The sequence below is a fragment of the Lysobacter sp. genome, from assembly GCF_035655815.1.
Taxonomy (GTDB): Bacteria; Pseudomonadota; Gammaproteobacteria; order Xanthomonadales; family Xanthomonadaceae; genus Lysobacter_J.
Window position 1 is genome coordinate 1 of sequence record NZ_DASRTS010000045.1, and the last position, 18,071, is coordinate 18,071.

Below are 18,071 nucleotides of genomic sequence, written 5' to 3' on the forward strand. Positions count from 1 at the left end.
TTCGTAGCCGTAGGCAGCAGACATGATTTCAATACGTGGGTGAGTCAACCGCGCAATTCTACCCCAGCACGATGCCCGTCCCGGCCGGGATCGTTCAGCGATAGCCCTCAGCCTGCAGCTCGAACAGCTCGGCATAGCGGCCACCGGCGGCCATGAGCTCGTCATGGGTACCCGATGCCTCGACCATGCCATTGCCCAGCACCAGGATGCGGTCGGCCATGCGTACCGAGGAGAAACGGTGGGAAATAAGCACCGCCGTGCGCCCGGTCGACAGCTCCTTGAAGCGCTGGAACACCTCGAACTCGCTGCGCGCATCCAGCGCTGCGGTTGGCTCATCCAGGATCATGACCTGCGCATCGCGCATCCATGCGCGCGCGATGGCGATCTTCTGCCATTGGCCGCCGGACAGGTCCACGCCCTGCTTGAAGCGCCGGCCGATCTGCTGGTCGTAGCCACCGGGCAGGTCCTCGATCACTTCCTCGGCCATGCCGCGCCTTGCGGCGTCGGCAATGCGCGCCTGGTCGTCCATCGCCTCGACCTGGCCAACGCCGATGTTCTCGCCCGCGCTGAGGTTGTAGCGCACGAAGTCCTGGAAGATCACCCCGAGGTTGGCGCGCAGGTCGTCCAGGTCGTAGTCGCGCAGATCGCGGCCATCGAGCAGGATCCGGCCTTCGTCCGGCTCGTACAGCCGTGCCAGCAGTTTCACCAGCGTGGTCTTGCCGGCGCCGTTCTCGCCGACCAGCGCCAGCACTTCGCCCGCGCGCAGTTCGAAGTCCAGGTTGCGCAGCGCCCATTTCTCCGCATCGGGATAGCGGAATCCGACGTTCTCGAACGCGAAGCCGCGCGCGATGGGCCGTGGTATGGCGATGGCGTCGGGCGGCGAGACGATCTCGGGCTTGATCTCGAAGAACGAGAACAGGTCATCCAGGTACAGCGCCTGTCCCGCGACCTGGGAGAAACCCACCAGCAGACCCTCCAGCAACTGGCGCAGGCGGCGGAAGCTGCCGGCGAGGAAGGTGAGGTCGCCGATGCTGAAATCGCCCTTCACCGTGCGCCACGCGATATACGCATAGGCGACGTAGTAGCCGGCCGTGCCCAGGCCGGCCAGCAGCGTGCCCCAGAAGGCACGGCGGCGGGCGAGGGCGCGGTTGGCGCGGAAGAACTTCTCCGCCAGTTCGCGGTACTTGGCGATCAGGAAGCGATGGAGGTTGAAGATCTTCACCTCCTTCGCGGTTTCCACGCTGGCGCCCATCTGGCGCACGTATTCCAGCTGGCGCCGCTCGGGCGTCCAGGCGAAATTGAGCGAATAACCCAGTGCGTTGAAATGCGCCTCGCCCACGAACGCGGGCACCAGCGCGACCGCCAGCAGCACGATCAGCCACGGCGCGTACACCAGCAGGCCGGCGGCGAAGCTGATGACGGTAATCGCGTCCTGCACCTGGCCGAACAACTGGCTCATCAGGTTCATGCGGCCCATGGTCTGGCGGCGCGCACGGTCCAGCTTGTCCTGCAGGTCGGGATCCTCGAAGTCTTCCAGGTCCAGCGTGGCGGCGTGTTCCATCAGCCGGACGCTGGTGACGTTGGTGAACAGTTCCGACAGCAGCGCATCGCCGTAGCTGATCATCCGGCCCAGCAGGTCGGAGCCGATGGCCAGCGCGAATTCCACCAGCAGCAGCGCGAACAGGGTGTCCAGCTGTCCGCTGTGCCAGGCGTCGTGGATGGAATCGAAGCCGTTGCCTGCGGCGACCAGGCGCACGGCCTCGTCGATGATCAGCTTGCCGACGTACAGCGTGGCGATCGGCAAAAAGGCGCGCACCACGCGCAGGCCCAGCGTGGCCAGGGTCAGGGCCGGGCTGGTGGCCCAGATCTGCCGAAGGAACGGAGGCAGGTTGCGCAGCGCGTCGAAGCGCTCGCGAAGGGAAGGGCGGGAAGCAGGTGCGGCCGCGGCGTGGTTGCTCATGCGGCGATTGTGCCTTGCGCGCCGGCTTCCCCGTCACGGGCTCGGAGGGCGGAATCCATTGTTGCCGTCATCGCGCAGGCGGGGATCCATACGTGCCAGGTATCGCGCTTCGTAGGTGCGTGGTCACGAAGGCGCGGGTGTGTGACGTGCTGATGGAGATGGGCGCTGTGGACGAATCCCCCTCGATCCCCCTTTTCCAAAGGGGGAAGACCAGCCCGCAGTTCTTTCGAGACCATCCAAAGAGGGAAAGAGCAGCCGGTAGTCCGGGAAGGAGTCCTTGCTGTTCTCCCTCCTTTGAAAAAGGAGGGCCGGGGAGGATTCGCTTCTCGCCGGAATAGCCAATCGATCCGGTACGCGCCCCTGAGCGACCGCGCCCGCCTACCGCCACCGGCAGGGTCACGCCGGTGACCTACGAGCCCGTCGGCGGAGGGATTTGCGACGGAATGGCAGGGGCCGCGTCGCGTGTTGCGTCTCCAGTCAATGCTCGCGTCGGCGGCGCATCGGTTCGCGGCGGTTCTCGTCGTTGCGCTCGTCGTCTACGTCATCGCGCTGGTCGAACGACGAACTCGAAAACCCGCTGCCCTGCTGGTCGAAACCGCTGCGCACCGCGCGGCCGGGCGGGCCGAACGAACGCGAGCCGCGGTCCACCTGCACGCGGTTGTGCACGTTGCGCACGCCCTGGACGGCACTCGCCAGGTCTTCGGCCAGGTGCTTCATGCGCCGCTCCGGCACTTCGCCGGTGAGCGTCACCTCGCCGTTCTCCACCGCCACCAGGACCTCGCTGGCGTCGATCTCGTCGTCGCGGGTGAGACGCTGGATCAGGTCGTCGGCGATGCGCTCGTCCGAACGCGTGACGTTGCGCGGGCCGCGTCCGCGATGGCCGCCGCGTCGTTGCGTGCTGCCGACGTCACGTTCCGGATCGGCGCGCATCTCGCCGTAGCCGCCCTGGCCCGCATAGCCGAAGCCGTCGTCCTCGCGCGGCGTGTTCCAGCTGCGGTTGGTGACCGAGGGCAGGCCGCGGTACAGCTCGTTGCGGCGGTCGTCGTCGGAATGGCGGGCCATGGTGTTCCTCCTGTCGCGGACGTCGCCGTGATGCTGTGACGGGTGTGGTTAGGCATACGGCAATACGTCGTGATCGCTTCGTTCATTCGCTGCCGGCGCGCTTGCGTGGCGTGCGCTTGCGCGTGGTGCCAGCGGTCTTCTTCGCCGCCTTGCGCGGGCGTTTGGAGGCGGCGCGCTTTGGCGGGGCGAGTTCGATCCACGTCGGCGCGTGGTCGCTGGGCTTGTGCTCGCCGCGCACCCATCGGTCCACGCCTGCAGCGCGCAGGCGCGGCGCGAGTTCCGCGTTGAGCAACAGGTGGTCGATGCGCAGGCCCGCGTCGCGCTCCCAGTGTTGGCGGAAGTAGTCCCAGAACGTGTACACACGCTCGTCGCCGAATACGTGCCGCAGGCTGTCCAGCCAGCCCTGGCCGAGCAGTTGCCGATAGCGCTCGCGGCTTTCGGGTTGCAGCAGCGCATCCTTGCGCCAGGACTTCGGGTTGTAGATGTCCTCGTCGGTCGGCACGACGTTGTAATCGCCGGCCATCACGACCGGCTGTCCGCTGTCGTACAGCTCCTGGGCGCGGATCAGCAGGCGGTCCATCCACGCCAGCTTGTAGTCGAACTTGGGGCCGGGTTGCGGGTTGCCGTTGGGCAGGTACAAGCACACCACCACCAGCCCTTCGACGGCAGCCTCGATGTAGCGGCTCTGCGTGTCTTCCGGGTCGCCGGGCAGGCCGCGGCCGATCTCCACCGGCTCGGCGCCGCGCGCCAGGATCGCCACTCCGTTCCAGGATTTTTGTCCGTGCCACAGCGAACCGTAGCCGGCATCGGCGATCGCGCCGGCCGGGAACGCATCTTCCGGCGCCTTCAGCTCCTGCAGGCACACCACGTCGGGCTGCTCGCGCTCAAGCCAGTTCAGCAGCGCCTGCAGGCGTGTGTTGATGCCGTTGATGTTGAACGTGGCGACCTTCACGGCGTGTGTGGCTCCTCGCGACGACAGCCCACGCTAGTGCGGCGGCCGTGAAGGTCCGGTGCCGCGTCGCAAGGCTTAGACTCGGCGACGGTTTCCTCGGGGACGTTTCGCCATGCTGCATCGTGTTGTCCTGGCCGCGGCTATTGCCGCCTGCCTGTGTGCTCCCGCCACCGTCGCTGCCTCGTCGTCACAGGCGGCTAGCGCGGCGCCTTCGCGCAATGCCGCCACGCAGGCGCTGTACGCGCTGTTCGATGCCGAATGGGAGCGCGGCATGCGCGAGAACCCCGAAGAGGCCAGTTATCGCGGGGACAAGCGCTACAACGACCGCTGGACCGATATGAGCGCGAAGGCGATCCAGGCGCGCATGGACGGCGATCGCAAGGCGCTGGAACGTGCCCGCGCGATCGACCGGAACGCGTTGTCGCCGGCCGACCAGCTGCACTACGACGTGTTTGTCTGGGACCTGGAAAAAGCGGTGGAGCGACAGAAGTACCGCGAGTACCAGCGGGCGGTCAGCCAGCGCGGTGGCGTGCAGACCGCGGAAGGCATCGCCGAGGTGCTGCCGTTCGCCAACGCGAAGGATTACCGCGACTGGCTGGCCCGCATGAACGCGCTGCCGGAGCTGATCGCGCAGACCACGACGCTGCTGCGCGAGGGCGCCGCCGCGGGCAACACGCCGCCGCGCGTGCTGATGGAGCGCATCCCTGGGCAGATCCAGTCGCAGATCGTCGACGACCCGGCCGCAAGTCCATTCTACAAGCCGTTCACCAAGTTCCCCGATTCGGTCCCGCGATCCGAGCGCGCCGCGCTGCAGGCGCAGGCGAAGCAGGTGATCACGACGAAGATCGTCCCCGCGTACCGCGAGTTCGCGACGTTCTTCGTGGACGAATACCTGCCCAGGACACGCACCTCTATCGCCGCGGTCGACCTGCCTGACGGCAAGGCGTATTACGACTTCACCGCCCGCTACTTCACCACCACCGACCTTTCCGCCGAACAGATCCACCAGATCGGCCTGAAGGAAGTCGCGCGCATCCGCGCCGAGATGGAGAAGGTGAAGGCGGAGGTCGGCTTCAAGGGCACGCTGGCGCAGTTCTTCGAGCACCTGCGCACCGATCCGAAGTTCTTCTATCGCACGCCCGACGAGCTGTTCACGGCCTACCAGGCGATCGCCAAGCGGATCGATCCGGAGCTGGTGAAGGTGTTCAAGACCATCCCGCGCCTGCCGTACGGCGTGCGGCCGATTCCGGACAACATCGCCCCGGACACCACTACGGCCTACTACCAGCCGGGCGCCGTCGACGGTACCCGCGCCGGCTACTACTACGTGAACCTGTACAAGCCGGAGGTGCGGCCGAAGTGGGAAATGATGGCCCTGAGCCTGCATGAGGCGGTGCCGGGCCACCACTTCCAGTTCGCCCGCGGCATGGAGTTGCCCGACGTACCCACGTTCCGCCGGATCGGCTATTTCGTCGCCTACGGCGAAGGTTGGGGTCTCTACGCCGAGCGCCTGGGCTACGACATGGGCCTGTACGACGATCCGTACGACCGGATGGGTCAGCTGGCCTACGACATGTGGCGCGCGGTCCGGCTGGTGGTCGACACGGGCATGCACGCCAAGGGCTGGACCCGCGACCAGGCGATCGCTTTCTTCATGGACAACTCGCCCAAGACCCGCCAGGACGTGGTCAACGAGATCGACCGCTACATCAGCTGGCCGGGTCAGGCATTGGCCTACAAGATCGGCCAGTTGAAGATCTCCGAGCTGCGTGAGAAGGCCGCCAGGCAGCTGGGTCCGAAGTTCGACCTCCGCGAGTTCAACGACGCCGTGCTGGAGACCGGCTCGGTCCCGTTGGACACGCTGGAGGCGCATATCGACGCCTGGATAGGGGCCAAGGTCCGGGGGCCGGAGGCCAGTGAGAGCGGTCCGGCATCGGCTGGTCACTGATCCCCGGCCAGGTTGGTAGCCGGGCTGAGGAAGCCGAAAGGCCCCTGAGCCCGATCCTGCTTCAGCCTGGCCTCTGGTTTGGTTTGCCTCAACCTATTGAATCGGCCATAATTTCCGGCTCCCGCGGGCCCAGGCCCCGGGAGACCTTGCTCCACCGCGCCCGATCCGGGCGTCGGGGGGCTGATCCGGGCGGCGATCGATGCCGTCCATCATCCACAAGGAAACAACCATGCGTCATTACGAAGTCGTGTTCCTGGTCCATCCGGACCAGAGCGAGCAGGTGCCGGCCATGATCGAGCGCTACAAGGGCTTGATCGAAGGCGGCGAGGGCAAGATCCACCGTCTCGAGGACTGGGGCCGCCGTCAGCTGGCGTATCCGATCGAGAACCTGGTCAAGGCCCACTACGTCCTGCTCAACATCGAGTGCACCCAGACCGTGCTCAACGAGCTGGTCGACGGTTTCCGCTTCAACGATGCGGTCCTGCGCCATCTGGTGATCAAGCGTGACGGTCCGGACACCGAGCAGTCCCTGATCATGAAGTTCAAGGACGAGAAGGGCGACAAGCCCGAGCGTGGCGAGCGTCGCCGCCGCGACGATGACGGCGCGGTCGGCACTGCCGACGACAACGCCGACGACAACGCCGAAGCCGCCTGAGGAGCACACCCATGTCCAAGTTCTTCCGTCGCCGCAAGTTCTGCAAGTTCACCGCCGAGGGTGTCAAGGAGATCGACTACAAGGATCTCAACACCCTGCGCCAGTACCTCACCGAGACCGGCAAGATCGTGCCGAGCCGCGTGACCGGTACCAAGTCGAAGTACCAGCGCCAGCTGGCCACGGCCGTCAAGCGCGCCCGTTACCTGGCCCTGATTCCGTACACCGACAACCACAACGCGTAACGCTGAAATCGGGTCCCTCCGAAAAGCAGCGCACATCCGTGTGCGCACTCTTCAAGGAAACCCGGACTTCGCTCAAGGGTCTCGTCCCCTCGGGATGGGACTTTTGAGGGACGTCATTCGGACAGCCACCGCTGCGGGGCATCGCCTCGCTAACGAATACGGAGCAACACCATGCAACTGATCCTCCTGCAGAACGTGCAGAACCTCGGCAAGCTGGGCGACAAGGTCAACGTCAAGCCGGGCTTCGGCCGTAACTTCCTCATCCCGTACGGCAAGGCCGTGCCGGCCACCGAGGCCAACCTGGCCCAGTTCGAGGCGCGCCGCGCCGAGTACGAAGCCAAGGCCAAGGCCGCGCTGGAAGGCGCCGAAGGCCGCAAGGCCGCGCTGGAAGGCGTCGAGGTGACCATCGCCGCCAACGCTTCGACCGAGGGCAAGCTGTACGGCTCGATCACGCCGCGCGACATCGCCGAGGCGCTGACCAAGGCCGGCCACAAGGTCGAGAAGTCGGAAGTGGTGCTGGGCGAAGGCCCGCTGCGCCGCACCGGCGAGTACGACGTCGTCGTGCACCTGCATGCCGATATCGAAGCCACGGTCAAGGTCATCGTGGTTGCCGAAGCCGCCTGACCGGCGGAACAGGCTTCGAACGAAAGGCGCCGCAAGGCGCCTTTTGTTTTTGCGGCCTTGGCGATGAGCTGCTCGATGTCGCGGTCGATGCAGATCAAAGTGCCACGGCCGGCGATGACGCGATCCAAAGCCACCTGGACGCCTCGTCTTCGATCCTGCCGCCGGTCGATCCGCGCAAGCGGGATTCCTCGACAAGCGTGATTCCTTGACGTTCGACGTCGCGCTCCTATCCTTTTCCGGAATGCTCCCATGGGGAGCAGGCTGGTCAGATGCCAAAGTCCGGGGCTCCTCCGGCAGGGCATCCCATGCACCCAGTCCTTCCCTCGGCAGCATGCAGCGAGCGCGCGCCTGGTGCCCAGGCGCCGACACCCGAGGCCACCTTCGTGGACCTGCTGGCCGCCAGCCTCGAAGAAGCTTGCGACACGCAGGGCGAGCGGCTGTATCCGTTGCTCGCGCGCATCATCGACCAGCACGTGGCCGGCGCGTTGCAGCCGCGACCGGTCGGACGCTGGCGCAATGAAGCAATGGATGCACTGCTGTCGCTTCTCTCGCCCGCATTGCCGGCCAGGTTGTCGCGCAACCGTTCATCGCGAGCAGACGGTCGGCAGTCCCGGTCGGGTTGAAGGCCAAGGCACGAAGGCCAAGGATCGTCGGACGTTGGCGCCGGCGCGGCTCCTTGGCCGATGCAACGGCCACGTCACGTGCACGGGCCCTGGTCGACCGCGTGGAACATCTCACGCCATGAGACGAGGGCATGCGATCCATGCCGCATGCGGTGTCCACGTGATATCCACAGACTTATCTGCAACCCCTTGGGCGCATCGGCGTCTACGATGCCCGACCCGCGACTAAAACAAATCCCGCCGTACGGCGCAGGGAAGGGGTGACCAAAGGCAATGAGCGCACGACCGGGATTCCGCGGCGAGAAGCGTTTCGAAACGCGCAACGAGCAACGCATCGACCAGCTGCGCGTCCCGCCGCAGTCGATCGAGGCCGAGCAGGCCGTGCTCGGCGGCCTGATGCTGGCGCCCGATTCCTACGACCGCATCGCCGACCAGCTCAGCGACAGCGACTTCTATCGCCGCGATCACCAGCTCATCTATCGTGCCATCCGCGAGCTGGCCGAGAAGAACAAGCCATTCGACGCCGTTACGCTGGGCGAATGGTTCGAGTCGCAGGGGCTGTCCGAACAGGTGGCCGGCGGCGCCTACCTGATCGAACTGGCAAGCACCACGCCGTCGGCGGCCAACATCACCGCCTACGCGGAGATCGTCCGCGACAAGGCCATCCTGCGCCAGCTGATCGACGTGGGCACCGGGATCGTCAACGACGGCTTCCAGCCGGACGGTCGTGACAGCAGCGAGATCCTCGAGGAAGCCGAACGCCAGGTGCTGGCGATCGCGCAGGCCAGCTCGACCGGCAAGACCGACTTCACGCCGGTCACCAAGGCGCTGTCGGAAGCCTTCGACACGCTGCAGACGCGCTACACCAATGGCGGCGGCGTGACCGGCCTGTCGACCGGCTACACCGAACTCGACCTGATGACAGCGGGCCTGCAGAAGACCGACCTGATCATCCTCGCGGCGCGTCCGGCCATGGGCAAGACGACGCTGGCACTGAACATGGCCGAATACGCCGCGTTCCGCAGCAAGCTGCCGGTGGCGGTGTTCTCGATGGAAATGTCGGCCTCGCAGCTGGCGATGCGCCTGATCTCGTCCGTGGGTCGCGTCAACGCGCAGCGCCTGCGTACCGGACAGCTGGAGGACGAGGACTGGAGCCGCGTCACCAGCGCCATCCGCCAGTTGCGCGAAGCCAAGATCTTCATCGACGACGAGCCCGGCCTGTCGCCGGTGAAGCTGTCGGCCAAGGCGCGTCGCCTCAAGCGCGAGCACGGCCTGGGCCTGATCGTCATCGACTACCTGCAGCTGATGTCGGTACCCGGCAACAGCGAGAATCGCGCGACGGAAATCTCCGAGATCTCGCGCTCGCTCAAAGGTTTGGCGAAGGAACTGCAGGTGCCGGTGATCGCGCTGTCGCAGCTCAACCGCTCGCTGGAAACGCGTACCGACAAGCGACCGGTGATGGCCGACCTGCGCGAATCGGGCGCCATCGAGCAGGACGCGGACATGATCATGTTCATCTACCGCGACGACTACTACAACAAGGAGAACTCGCCGGACAAGGGACTGGCCGAGGTGATCATCGGCAAGCAGCGTTCGGGCCCGACCGGCTCGATCAAGCTCAAGTTCTTCGGCGAGTACACGCGCTTCGACAACCTCAGCCACGACTCGGTCGGCAGCTTCGAGTAAGCATCCACGCACGGCTCACGGCCGCGCGCCTAAAGTGCGCGCATGATGGATCGTGAACCCGTCGAGTCGCAGGCCCTGGTCAGCGTCGGCTACGACCCCGACCGGCGCATGCTGGAAATCGAGTTCGAGGGCGGTGCGGTGTACCGCTACTTCGACGTGCCGCCGGAACTGCATGCCGAGCTGATGGCGGCGCCCTCGCGCGGCGAATACTTTTCCGCGCACATCCGCAACGAAGGCTTTGACTTCATCCGCATGGATTCCGGCGAAGGGACGGATTGACGTTCCCGTAACGCCAGCCGGAGCAGCGTGACGCTCGGGTTCCCTCTGGAGCGTGTCATGCGCAATCTCACTCTGATCACACTGGCCAGCGCGCTGCTGTGCGTCGCGACGGCGGCCTCGGCGCAGTCCTCCACCAGGTCGTCCAGCAAGCAGCCGCGCTGCTACGACGTTGAAGTGCAGCGGCCCAAGGAAGTGAAGGACCAGCACAAGATCACCGGCACCGCGCTGGGCGCTGTCGCCGGTGGTCTGCTCGGCAACCAGGTTGGCGGCGGCAGCGGCAAGAAGATCGCCACGGCTGCCGGTGCCGTCGGCGGCGCCGTGGCCGGGCGCAAGATCCAGGAAAACCAGCAGAACAAGACCGAGACCGTGATCGAACGCCGCTGCGATCCATGACGGTGCGGCGCGGCGCCCATGCGCGCCGCGTCGTTGCAGGCGTCTTCAGCGCAGCGCGGCGACGGCGCTTAGAATCGTGCGACCGTCGCCGCCACCGGTAATGCAGTGCAACCGACCCCAGGCCTGATGCCGCCCGCCGTGAGCGGGCGTCCGACCCGCATCGTCGTCGATCTCGACCAGCTGACTCACAACCTGCGCAGTATCCGCGCGCATGTCGGCGTGCCGGTGATGGGCATCGTCAAGGCCAACGCCTATGGGCACGGACTGGTGCCCGTGGCCCTGCACCTGCAGGCACAGGGCGTGGACCAGCTGGGCGTGGCGTTCGTCGAAGAGGGCATGGCATTGCGGCAGGCCGGCATCACCACGCCGATCCTGGTACTGGGCGGCATCCTTGGTCGACAGGTCACGCAGTACCTCGCGCACGATCTGGAAATCACCGTGTCCTCCATCGACAAGCTGCGCCAGGTCGAGGCGGCGGCGCAGGCGATGGGACGCAAGGCGGTGATCCACCTGAAGATCGACACGGGCATGGAACGCATCGGCGTGCACAGCTATTCGGCGCGCGCCTTCATCGAGGCGGCGGTCGCCTCGCCGTGGTGCGAGCTGAAAGGCATCTACTCGCACCTCGCATGCGCGGACGACCCGGACTCCGCGATGACGCTGCAGCAACTGGAGCGATTCCAGGACGCGTGCGGCCACATCGAGCGGATGGGTGCACCGATGCCGCTGCGCCATCTGGCCAACTCCGGGGGCGTGCTGCATTTCCCGCAGACCTGGCTGGACATGGTGCGCCCAGGCATCGTGATGTACGGCGTGCTGCCCGATCCGGCATCAAGGCGCACGATCGACGTGCGGCCCGCGATGTCGCTGGCCTCGCAGGTCGTGTACTTCAAGGTGGTCAAGGCCGGCAACACCGTCAGCTACGGAGCCACCTGGACGGCGCCGCGCGACACGCGCGTGGTGACGGTACCGATCGGCTACGGCGACGGCTATCCGCGCGCGCTGTCATCGCGCGGCGAGGTGTTGATCCGCGGGCAGCGGTATCCCATCGTCGGGCGCATCTGCATGGACCAGTTCATGGTGGACATCGGCGAGGGCAGCGCCTGGAACGAGGACGAGGTGATCCTGATCGGTGTGCAGGACGGGGAGCGCATCACGGTCGAGACGGTGGCGCGCCAGGCGGGCACCATTCCCTACGAGATCCTGGTCGGCCTCAACGACCGCATCCCGCGCGAATACCGGGGTAGTTAGACCGCGGCCTGACCGCGATGCCGCCATGCACCGGCGGACGGCATACTGGTTCCGTCCACCCACGGAATGCCGCGAATGTCGGACCCGGGCACGAACAACGCGCTGGCGCTGGTCTGGTTCCGCAACGATCTGCGTCTGGACGACAACCCCGCGCTGCAGGCCGCGCTCGACCACGGCTACACGCCGATCCCGGTGTACATCCATGCGCCGGACGAAGGTGGCGAATGGCGCGACGGCGCGGCGTCCAACGCGTGGCGGCACCGCTCGCTGGCGGCGCTGGATGCGAGCCTGCGCAGGCGCGGTTCGCACCTGCGCCATTTCTTCGGGCCCAGTCTGGCGACGCTGCAAGCGGTGGTGGCGACCACGGGTGCCGAGGCGGTGTTCTGGAACCGGCGTTACGAGCCGGCGTACGAGCAGCGCGACGCACACATCAAGCTGACCCTGCGCTCGCAGGGCCTGCACGTGGAGAGTTTCAACAGCGCGCTGCTGTTCGAGCCGTGGACGGTACGCAACCGCCAGGGCAAACCGTTCAAGGTGTTTACCCCGTTCTGGAAGACGCTGCAGGCGCAGTGGCAGCTGCCGCTGTGCGTGGACGGCCCAGCGCGGATACCGGGCACCGAGGACGGCCCCGCCGGTGTACCGCTGGATGCGCTGCACCTGGCGCCGAAGCGCGACTGGGACCGCGGCTTCTGGAGCGAATGGACGCCGGGCGAGGAGGGCGCACGTGGCGCGCTGGAGACCTTCGTCGACGGGGCGCTGCGCGGCTACGCGCACCAGCGCGAGCGGCCCGACCGGGTCGGCACCTCGCGCCTGTCCCCGCACCTGCACTTCGGCGAGATCGCGCCGTGGCGCGTGCTTTCAGCGCTGGAGCGCGGGCGCACCGCGGCGAATGCGGCCGACATCGACGCCTTCGCGCGCGAGCTGGGCTGGCGCGAGTTCGCCCACCACCTGCTGCACCACTTCCCGGAGACGCCCTCGCGCGATTTCGATGCGCGCTTCCATGGCTTCGACTGGGCGCAGGTATCGCCGACGCGATTGCGTGCATGGCAGGAAGGACGCACCGGCATTCCGATCGTCGATGCCGGCATGCGCGAGCTGTGGCGGACAGGCTGGATGCACAACCGGGTGCGGATGATCGCCGCGAGTTACCTGACCAAGCACCTGCGCTACCACTGGCGGCACGGCGCGCGCTGGTTCTGGGACACGCTGGTGGATGCGGATCTGGCCAACAACACGCTCGGCTGGCAGTGGGTCGCCGGCACCGGGGCGGACGCGGCACCGTACTTCCGCGTGTTCAATCCGGTGTTGCAGGCGCAGAAGTTCGACCCCGACGGGCGCTATATCGCGCGCTGGCTGCCGGAGCTGGCCGAGTTGCCGCTGCCGCTGCGTTTCGCGCCCTGGCAGGAGCCAAACACCGTGCAGCGGCTGGCGCCCGATTACCCGCCTGTTCCGCTGGTGGACCCGGCTGCCGGGCGCGACGCGGCGCTCGCGGCCTACCGCCGGATGCGGGCCTGAGGTTCGTTGACGCTGTTCCGGGACGCGTGATTCACTCGACCCCGATTGCCTGGGAGGGCGCATGGCCATGGCGCACAAGCGGACCAGTACGCGTCGACGCGGACGCCGCGACCCGATGTCGCGCGTCGACACGGCATGGCTGCGCATGGAGCGCCCGACCAATCCGATGATGATCACCGGCGTGCTGATGTTCGCCGAACCGATGTCGCTGGAGCGCCTCAAGCGCGTGGTGCGCGAGCGCTTCCTCTCGTACCGGCGGTTCCGCCAGAAGGCAGTGGTCACACCCGCCGGAGCGCACTGGGAAACCGACCTCAACTTCAACCTCGACTGGCACGTGCAGCATGCGGCGTTGCCGGGCCGCGGCGACAAGCGTGCGCTGGAGCGGTTCGTCAGCCAGCTGGCGTCCTCGCCGCTCACTCACGACCGGCCGCTGTGGCAGTTCCACCTGGTCGAACGCTACGACGGCGGCGGTTCGGCGCTGGTCGCCCGCATCCACCACAGTTACGCCGATGGCATCGCGCTGGTGCAGGTGCTGCTGTCGCTGACCGATACGCAGCCCGATGCGACTGATGGCAGCGAACTGCCACGCAGTTGGCTCAAGCAGCAGCACGCGGGCGTGGCACGTCGCGTCGGCGCGGTCGACCGCTACGTGCAGCTGGGCAGCAAGGTCGTCGAGAAGGGCCTGGAGATGTACCGCGATCCGACCCTGGCCGCGGTGCTGGCGAAGGAGGGCGGCGAGATCGCGCGCGAGCTGCTCAACGCGCTCGCGTTGTCGGACGATCCGCCTTCGCTGCTGCGCGGGCGCCTGGGCGTGAGCAAGCGCGTGGCGTGGGCGGAGCCGCTCGACCTGGAGGAAGTGAAGGCCGTCGGGCGTGCGTGCGATTGCACCGTCAACGACGTGCTGATGGCGACTGCGGCGGGCGCGCTGCGCAGTTACATGCTCGAGCGCGGCGAAGCGGTCGATGGCGTCACGTTGCGCGCGACGGTGCCGGTGAACCTGCGGCCGCTGGAGCATGCACGCAAGCTGGGCAATCACTTCGGACTGGTGTTCCTGGACTTGCCGGTGGGCGAGGGCAATCCGGTGCGCCGGCTCGAACACGTCGCGCGCTGCATGCAGGACCTGAAGGGCTCGCGCCAGGCGATCGTCGCGTACGGGCTGCTGGCCGCGCTGGGCATGGCGCCGGCGGCCGTGCAGGGGTTGGCGCTGGAACTCTTCAGCCGCAAGGCGACCGCAGTAGCGACCAACGTGCCGGGACCGCAGCAGCCGCTGTACCTGGCCGGCTGCATGCTGCGCGAGATGATGTTCTGGGTGCCGCAGACGGGTTCGATCGGTGTTGGCATCTCGATCCTCAGCTACAACGGTCGCGTACACTTCGGGCTGATCGCGGACGGGCGATTGATCCCCGATCCCGATGCGGTGATCCGCCGTTTCGGCGCCGAATTCGAGAAGCTCCTTTACCTGTCGTTGATGGGGAACTGGGACGAACGCCTCGATGCATTCGCCGCCGAAGCGCTGATCCCTGCCGCCGACTGAATAGGGATGCGGCGCGCTCACTCCTTACCCACGCGGACGTGCTTAGCTTGGGCCCGCGTTTCGGCGGCACGCCGAATTCCCATAAGGAAGGACTCATGAGAAAGCAGATGAAGACCGCCATCCTCGCGCTGACCGCAACCGCGCTGCTCGCCGGCTGCGCCACGAGCGGAGGCGGTTACTACGGTGGGCAGCCATATCCCGCGCAACAGCCGCCGCCGCAGCAGCAAGGCCAGCAGCAGGGCATGAGCAAGACCAGCAAGGGCGCCATCATCGGCGCACTGGCCGGCGTGGCCGCCGGCCTGCTCAGCGGCGACGACGCAACCGAACGCCGCCAGCGTGCGCTGATCGGCGCAGGCGTCGGCGGTCTGACCGGCGCCGCCATCGGCAACTACCAGGACCGCCAGGAGCGCGCGCTGCGCGAACAGATGGCCGGGACCGGCGTCGACGTGGTCCGCCAGGGCGACAACATCACCCTCAACATGCCCAGCGGCATCACGTTCGACTTCGACAAGTCGAACCTCAAGCCCGAGTTCTACCCGGTGCTGGACAACGTTGCCCGCACGCTGCAGCAGTACAACCAGACCGTGGTCGAAGTGGCCGGCCACACCGACAGCGTCGGTACCGACGCGTACAACCAGAAGCTGTCGGAGCAGCGTGCCAATGCGGTGGCCGGGTACCTGCAGAGCCGTGGCCTGAACCGTGATCGCTTCATCGTGGTAGGTGCGGGCGAATCGCGTCCGGTCGCCAGCAACGACACCGAGAGCGGCCGCGCGCAGAACCGCCGCGTCGAGATCACCCTGGTGCCGATCGAAGCCTGATCGCGCTGGTTGAAGTTGATGCAGGACGGGCCGCGCAAGCGGCCCGTTCCGTTTGCGCCGGATGTGCGCGCACTCGATCTGCGTCGTAAAAGGAGTCGCAAAAGAAAAGGCCCGCTTGCGCGGGCCTTCTGCTTCCGTGCTGACGGTTCGCTCAGTTGTGGACGCCGTGCAGGTCGCGCAGGTTGCTCTGGCGCGAACCGAAGTAGGCGGCCAGGTCGGCGATCTGCTGGTCGGTCAGGTCCTTGGCCTGGCTCGACATCAGCGCATGGTCGCGGTCGCCGCTGCGGTAGGCCTGCAGCGAGTGCGCGATGTAGTCGTAGTACTGGCCGGCCAGCTTCGGGTAGGTCTCGTCGATGGGCGCATTGCCCTCGGCGCCGTGGCAGTCCACGCAGGACTGGCCGGTGGCCTTGCCCTTGGTCTGCGCCAGCTTCTCGCCGGCGGCGATGTGGCCTGCCGGCAGGCCGGCGGACGAGGAGCTGTGGCCTTCGCCGCGGTCGGCGGCCGAATGTTCGGCCGGGGTGTCGCCGCCGGAGCAGCCGGCCAGCGCGAGGCAGGAGAGCAGGGCGATGGCGAGGATCTTGTTCGTCATGTTCGTCTGCTCACTCACTTCAGCGTCGAAAGGAAGGCGGCGATGTCGGCGATGTCCTGGTCGGAGAAGCTCTGCGACTGGGCCTGCATCGTCGGGTGCTTGCGCGTGCCCTTCCTGTATTCGGTCAGTGCGTTGGCCAGGTACTCCGCGGACTGGCCGCCGATCTTCGGCACGTGGTAGTTCGGGTAGGCGTTCTTGTAACCGGTGACGCCGTGGCAGCCCTGGCAGGTGTAGGTCAGCTGGCGGCCCTTGTCGGCATTGCCCTTGGCGGCGGTCGGAGCCGGCGTTGCGGCGGCGGCCGGGGCGGCGGGAGCCTGGGTTTCCTGGGCCGAGGCGGCGAACGCCGCGGTGGTCAGGAAAAGGCAGGCGGCGATCATCAGCGGTCGCATCATGTCGTAGTCCGCAATCTCGAATGGCTAGCGAAAGGTTCGGAGGCTGGCTGCACGTGACCGTCCGTCGGGAGGGCCGCGCATAAGTTTGCAAGTATAGCCTGCGAGATTGATGCAACGAAGCTGTGCCTATTTGCATCGATGGTCATTGCGGGCTTCGTGGCTCACTGCCACACGGTCCGCACGACGTGGCTCCAGTCACCATGACCTTCGGCGGATGGTGGCGTTTCGGGGCGGTGATATACCTATATACAACACCGGCATACGGTCCGGTAAATCGTCACTTGGGGTCCAATTCAGATGCGTCATCTCACCCGAAATCGCAGCCGTGGCCTGGTCCGCGCCGCTGTCGTCCTGCTGCCGTGCCTGCTGCTCGCCGCCTGCGGCGGAAGCAACGGCCCCGGTGAAGCCCAGGCCAAGTCCGGTGAAAAGAAGGGGCCGGATGCCGTACCGGTCGAGGTCGCCAAGGCCTCCCGCCGCGCGGTCGCCGCCAGCTACACCGGCACGGCGCCGCTGGAGCCGGTGGCCGAGTCGCAGGTGGTCGCCAAGACGTCCGGTGTCGCCCTCAACGTGATGGTCGAGGAAGGCCAGGCGGTTCGCGCCGGCCAAACCCTCGTCCGCCTGGATTCGGCCCGTTCCGAGCTGCAGGCTGCCCAGACGGGCGCGGCCATGCGCAAGCTCGAGGCCAACTACAACCGTGCCAGGCAGATGGCCGAGCAGAAGCTGCTCAGCGCCAACGACAACGACCAGCTGCGCTACGACCTGGAGAACGCCCGGGCCGCCAACCGCCTGGCCAACCTCGAGCTGTCGTACGCCAACGTCGAGGCGCCGATCTCCGGCGTGATCGCCTCGCGCTCGATCAAGACCGGCAACTTCGTGCAGATCAACACGCCGATCTTCCGCATCGTCGACACCTCGCGCCTGGAAGCCACGCTCAATGTGCCCGAGCGTGAACTGGCGACCCTCAAGGCCGGCCTGCCGGTGCTGATGCAGGTGGACGCGCTGCCGGGCAAGACCTTCACCGGCACGGTGGACCGCGTCGCCCCGGTCGTGGATTCGGGCAGCGGCACCTTCCGCGTCGTGTGCGCGTTCAAGGGCGACGGCGTGCTGCAGCCGGGCATGTTCGGCCGCATCAAGATCGACTACGACCAGCGTGCAGACGCCTTGGTCGTGCCGCGCGTGGCGCTGCTGGAAGACGACGGCGACCCGGCCGTGTTCGTGGTCACCGGCGACAAGACCAAGCGCGTGCCGGTCAAGCTGGGTTACGTGGACGGTTCGTGGGCGGAAATCCGCGAAGGCGTGAAGGAAGGCGAGCAGGTGGTGGTGGCCGGCAAGACCGCACTGCGCGACGGCACCGTCGTGCAGGTGCTGGGCCAGCCGCAGCCGCAGGCCGCCAAGGCCGTGGCGAAGAACGACAGCAAGCAGTAATCGCGGAGAGCGAACGTGACGCAACCTGCGAGCGGTTCCGGCTTCAATCTGGTGGAGTTCTCCACGCGCCGTCGGGTGACGGTGATGATGGTGACGCTCACCTTCGTACTGTTTGGCCTGATC

General features: G+C 66.9%; 18 protein-coding genes. 13 read left to right on the forward strand and 5 right to left on the reverse strand.

Annotated elements, in window-relative coordinates; all coding sequences use genetic code 11:
- Window positions 1-94: 94 nt before the first annotated feature.
- From VFE83_RS12970 to xth, 3 genes are all read right to left on the reverse strand, one after another.
- Window positions 95-1,960, reverse strand: coding sequence for an ABC transporter ATP-binding protein (locus tag VFE83_RS12970; RefSeq protein WP_324906780.1), 1,866 nt, complete (start codon window positions 1,958-1,960; stop codon window positions 95-97).
- A gap of 477 nt (window positions 1,961-2,437) precedes the next feature.
- The gene (locus VFE83_RS12975; RefSeq protein ID WP_324906782.1) at window positions 2,438-3,022 is read right to left on the reverse strand and encodes a BON domain-containing protein; all 585 of its coding nucleotides are present in this window, start codon (window positions 3,020-3,022) and stop codon (window positions 2,438-2,440) included.
- An 82-nt stretch (window positions 3,023-3,104) separates the two neighbouring features.
- Entirely contained in the window at window positions 3,105-3,974 is an 870-nt protein-coding gene (xth, locus tag VFE83_RS12980; RefSeq protein ID WP_324906784.1) for an exodeoxyribonuclease III, read from the reverse strand.
- Between the two features lie 112 nt (window positions 3,975-4,086).
- Here xth and VFE83_RS12985 point away from each other — a divergent pair, with 112 nt between their 5' ends.
- The 12 genes from VFE83_RS12985 to VFE83_RS13040 all read left to right on the forward strand — a co-directional run bounded on the left by VFE83_RS12985 (window position 4,087) and on the right by VFE83_RS13040 (window position 15,542).
- Window positions 4,087-5,922, forward strand: coding sequence for a DUF885 domain-containing protein (locus tag VFE83_RS12985; RefSeq protein WP_324906787.1), 1,836 nt, complete (start codon window positions 4,087-4,089; stop codon window positions 5,920-5,922).
- Between the two features lie 229 nt (window positions 5,923-6,151).
- Entirely contained in the window at window positions 6,152-6,577 is a 426-nt protein-coding gene (gene rpsF, locus VFE83_RS12990; RefSeq protein WP_324906790.1) for a 30S ribosomal protein S6, read from the forward strand.
- An 11-nt stretch (window positions 6,578-6,588) separates the two neighbouring features.
- The gene (gene rpsR, locus VFE83_RS12995; protein WP_123769111.1) at window positions 6,589-6,819 is read left to right on the forward strand and encodes a 30S ribosomal protein S18; all 231 of its coding nucleotides are present in this window, start codon (window positions 6,589-6,591) and stop codon (window positions 6,817-6,819) included.
- 171 nt (window positions 6,820-6,990) lie between these two features.
- Window positions 6,991-7,443 (forward strand): 50S ribosomal protein L9, encoded by a 453-nt coding sequence (gene rplI, locus VFE83_RS13000; protein WP_324906795.1) that lies wholly within the window; start codon window positions 6,991-6,993, stop codon window positions 7,441-7,443.
- Between the two features lie 305 nt (window positions 7,444-7,748).
- Complete coding sequence (locus VFE83_RS13005) at window positions 7,749-8,066, forward strand: hypothetical protein (RefSeq protein WP_324906797.1); 318 nt, start codon at window positions 7,749-7,751, stop codon at window positions 8,064-8,066.
- A gap of 273 nt (window positions 8,067-8,339) precedes the next feature.
- A complete protein-coding gene (locus tag VFE83_RS13010; RefSeq protein WP_324906799.1) occupies window positions 8,340-9,752 on the forward strand; it encodes a replicative DNA helicase in 1,413 nt (470 codons plus the stop codon).
- A 42-nt stretch (window positions 9,753-9,794) separates the two neighbouring features.
- Window positions 9,795-10,031, forward strand: a complete 237-nt coding sequence (locus VFE83_RS13015; protein ID WP_324906801.1) for a KTSC domain-containing protein — start codon at window positions 9,795-9,797, stop codon at window positions 10,029-10,031.
- Window positions 10,032-10,088: 57 nt separating this feature from the next.
- Window positions 10,089-10,424, forward strand: coding sequence for a glycine zipper 2TM domain-containing protein (locus VFE83_RS13020; RefSeq protein WP_324906803.1), 336 nt, complete (start codon window positions 10,089-10,091; stop codon window positions 10,422-10,424).
- 105 nt (window positions 10,425-10,529) lie between these two features.
- Entirely contained in the window at window positions 10,530-11,675 is a 1,146-nt protein-coding gene (alr, locus tag VFE83_RS13025; protein WP_324906805.1) for an alanine racemase, read from the forward strand.
- 66 nt (window positions 11,676-11,741) lie between these two features.
- Window positions 11,742-13,190 (forward strand): deoxyribodipyrimidine photo-lyase, encoded by a 1,449-nt coding sequence (locus VFE83_RS13030; protein ID WP_324906807.1) that lies wholly within the window; start codon window positions 11,742-11,744, stop codon window positions 13,188-13,190.
- 61 nt (window positions 13,191-13,251) lie between these two features.
- Window positions 13,252-14,724 (forward strand): wax ester/triacylglycerol synthase family O-acyltransferase, encoded by a 1,473-nt coding sequence (locus tag VFE83_RS13035; RefSeq protein ID WP_324906809.1) that lies wholly within the window; start codon window positions 13,252-13,254, stop codon window positions 14,722-14,724.
- 95 nt (window positions 14,725-14,819) lie between these two features.
- Window positions 14,820-15,542 (forward strand): OmpA family protein, encoded by a 723-nt coding sequence (locus VFE83_RS13040; protein ID WP_324906811.1) that lies wholly within the window; start codon window positions 14,820-14,822, stop codon window positions 15,540-15,542.
- Window positions 15,543-15,693: 151 nt separating this feature from the next.
- Here the strand turns inward: VFE83_RS13040 and VFE83_RS13045 are convergent, their stop codons facing one another.
- The gene (locus VFE83_RS13045) at window positions 15,694-16,131 is read right to left on the reverse strand and encodes a c-type cytochrome (RefSeq protein WP_324906813.1); all 438 of its coding nucleotides are present in this window, start codon (window positions 16,129-16,131) and stop codon (window positions 15,694-15,696) included.
- 14 nt (window positions 16,132-16,145) lie between these two features.
- Window positions 16,146-16,520 (reverse strand): cytochrome c, encoded by a 375-nt coding sequence (locus VFE83_RS13050; RefSeq protein ID WP_324906817.1) that lies wholly within the window; start codon window positions 16,518-16,520, stop codon window positions 16,146-16,148.
- Between the two features lie 300 nt (window positions 16,521-16,820).
- Between VFE83_RS13050 and VFE83_RS13055 the strand changes: the two genes are divergently transcribed.
- Window positions 16,821-17,948, forward strand: coding sequence for an efflux RND transporter periplasmic adaptor subunit (locus VFE83_RS13055; RefSeq protein ID WP_324906815.1), 1,128 nt, complete (start codon window positions 16,821-16,823; stop codon window positions 17,946-17,948).
- Window positions 17,949-18,071 lie beyond the last annotated feature (123 nt).

Excerpts from the sequence above, each read along its gene's own strand:
- VFE83_RS12970 (WP_324906780.1), bottom strand. The coding sequence starts at position 1,960 with ATGAGCAACCACGCCGCGGCCGCACCTGCTTCCCGCCCTTCCCTTCGC.
- VFE83_RS12975 (WP_324906782.1), bottom strand. The coding sequence starts at position 3,022 with ATGGCCCGCCATTCCGACGACGACCGCCGCAACGAGCTGTACCGCGGC.
- VFE83_RS12985 (WP_324906787.1), top strand. The coding sequence starts at position 4,087 with ATGCTGCATCGTGTTGTCCTGGCCGCGGCTATTGCCGCCTGCCTGTGT.
- rpsF (WP_324906790.1), top strand. The coding sequence starts at position 6,152 with ATGCGTCATTACGAAGTCGTGTTCCTGGTCCATCCGGACCAGAGCGAG.
- rpsR (WP_123769111.1), top strand. The coding sequence starts at position 6,589 with ATGTCCAAGTTCTTCCGTCGCCGCAAGTTCTGCAAGTTCACCGCCGAG.
- rplI (WP_324906795.1), top strand. The coding sequence starts at position 6,991 with ATGCAACTGATCCTCCTGCAGAACGTGCAGAACCTCGGCAAGCTGGGC.
- VFE83_RS13005 (WP_324906797.1), top strand. The coding sequence starts at position 7,749 with ATGCACCCAGTCCTTCCCTCGGCAGCATGCAGCGAGCGCGCGCCTGGT.
- VFE83_RS13010 (WP_324906799.1), top strand. The coding sequence starts at position 8,340 with ATGAGCGCACGACCGGGATTCCGCGGCGAGAAGCGTTTCGAAACGCGC.
- VFE83_RS13015 (WP_324906801.1), top strand. The coding sequence starts at position 9,795 with ATGATGGATCGTGAACCCGTCGAGTCGCAGGCCCTGGTCAGCGTCGGC.
- VFE83_RS13020 (WP_324906803.1), top strand. The coding sequence starts at position 10,089 with ATGCGCAATCTCACTCTGATCACACTGGCCAGCGCGCTGCTGTGCGTC.
- VFE83_RS13030 (WP_324906807.1), top strand. The coding sequence starts at position 11,742 with ATGCCGCGAATGTCGGACCCGGGCACGAACAACGCGCTGGCGCTGGTC.
- VFE83_RS13035 (WP_324906809.1), top strand. The coding sequence starts at position 13,252 with ATGGCCATGGCGCACAAGCGGACCAGTACGCGTCGACGCGGACGCCGC.
- VFE83_RS13040 (WP_324906811.1), top strand. The coding sequence starts at position 14,820 with ATGAGAAAGCAGATGAAGACCGCCATCCTCGCGCTGACCGCAACCGCG.
- VFE83_RS13045 (WP_324906813.1), bottom strand. The coding sequence starts at position 16,131 with ATGACGAACAAGATCCTCGCCATCGCCCTGCTCTCCTGCCTCGCGCTG.
- VFE83_RS13050 (WP_324906817.1), bottom strand. The coding sequence starts at position 16,520 with ATGCGACCGCTGATGATCGCCGCCTGCCTTTTCCTGACCACCGCGGCG.
- VFE83_RS13055 (WP_324906815.1), top strand. The coding sequence starts at position 16,821 with ATGCGTCATCTCACCCGAAATCGCAGCCGTGGCCTGGTCCGCGCCGCT.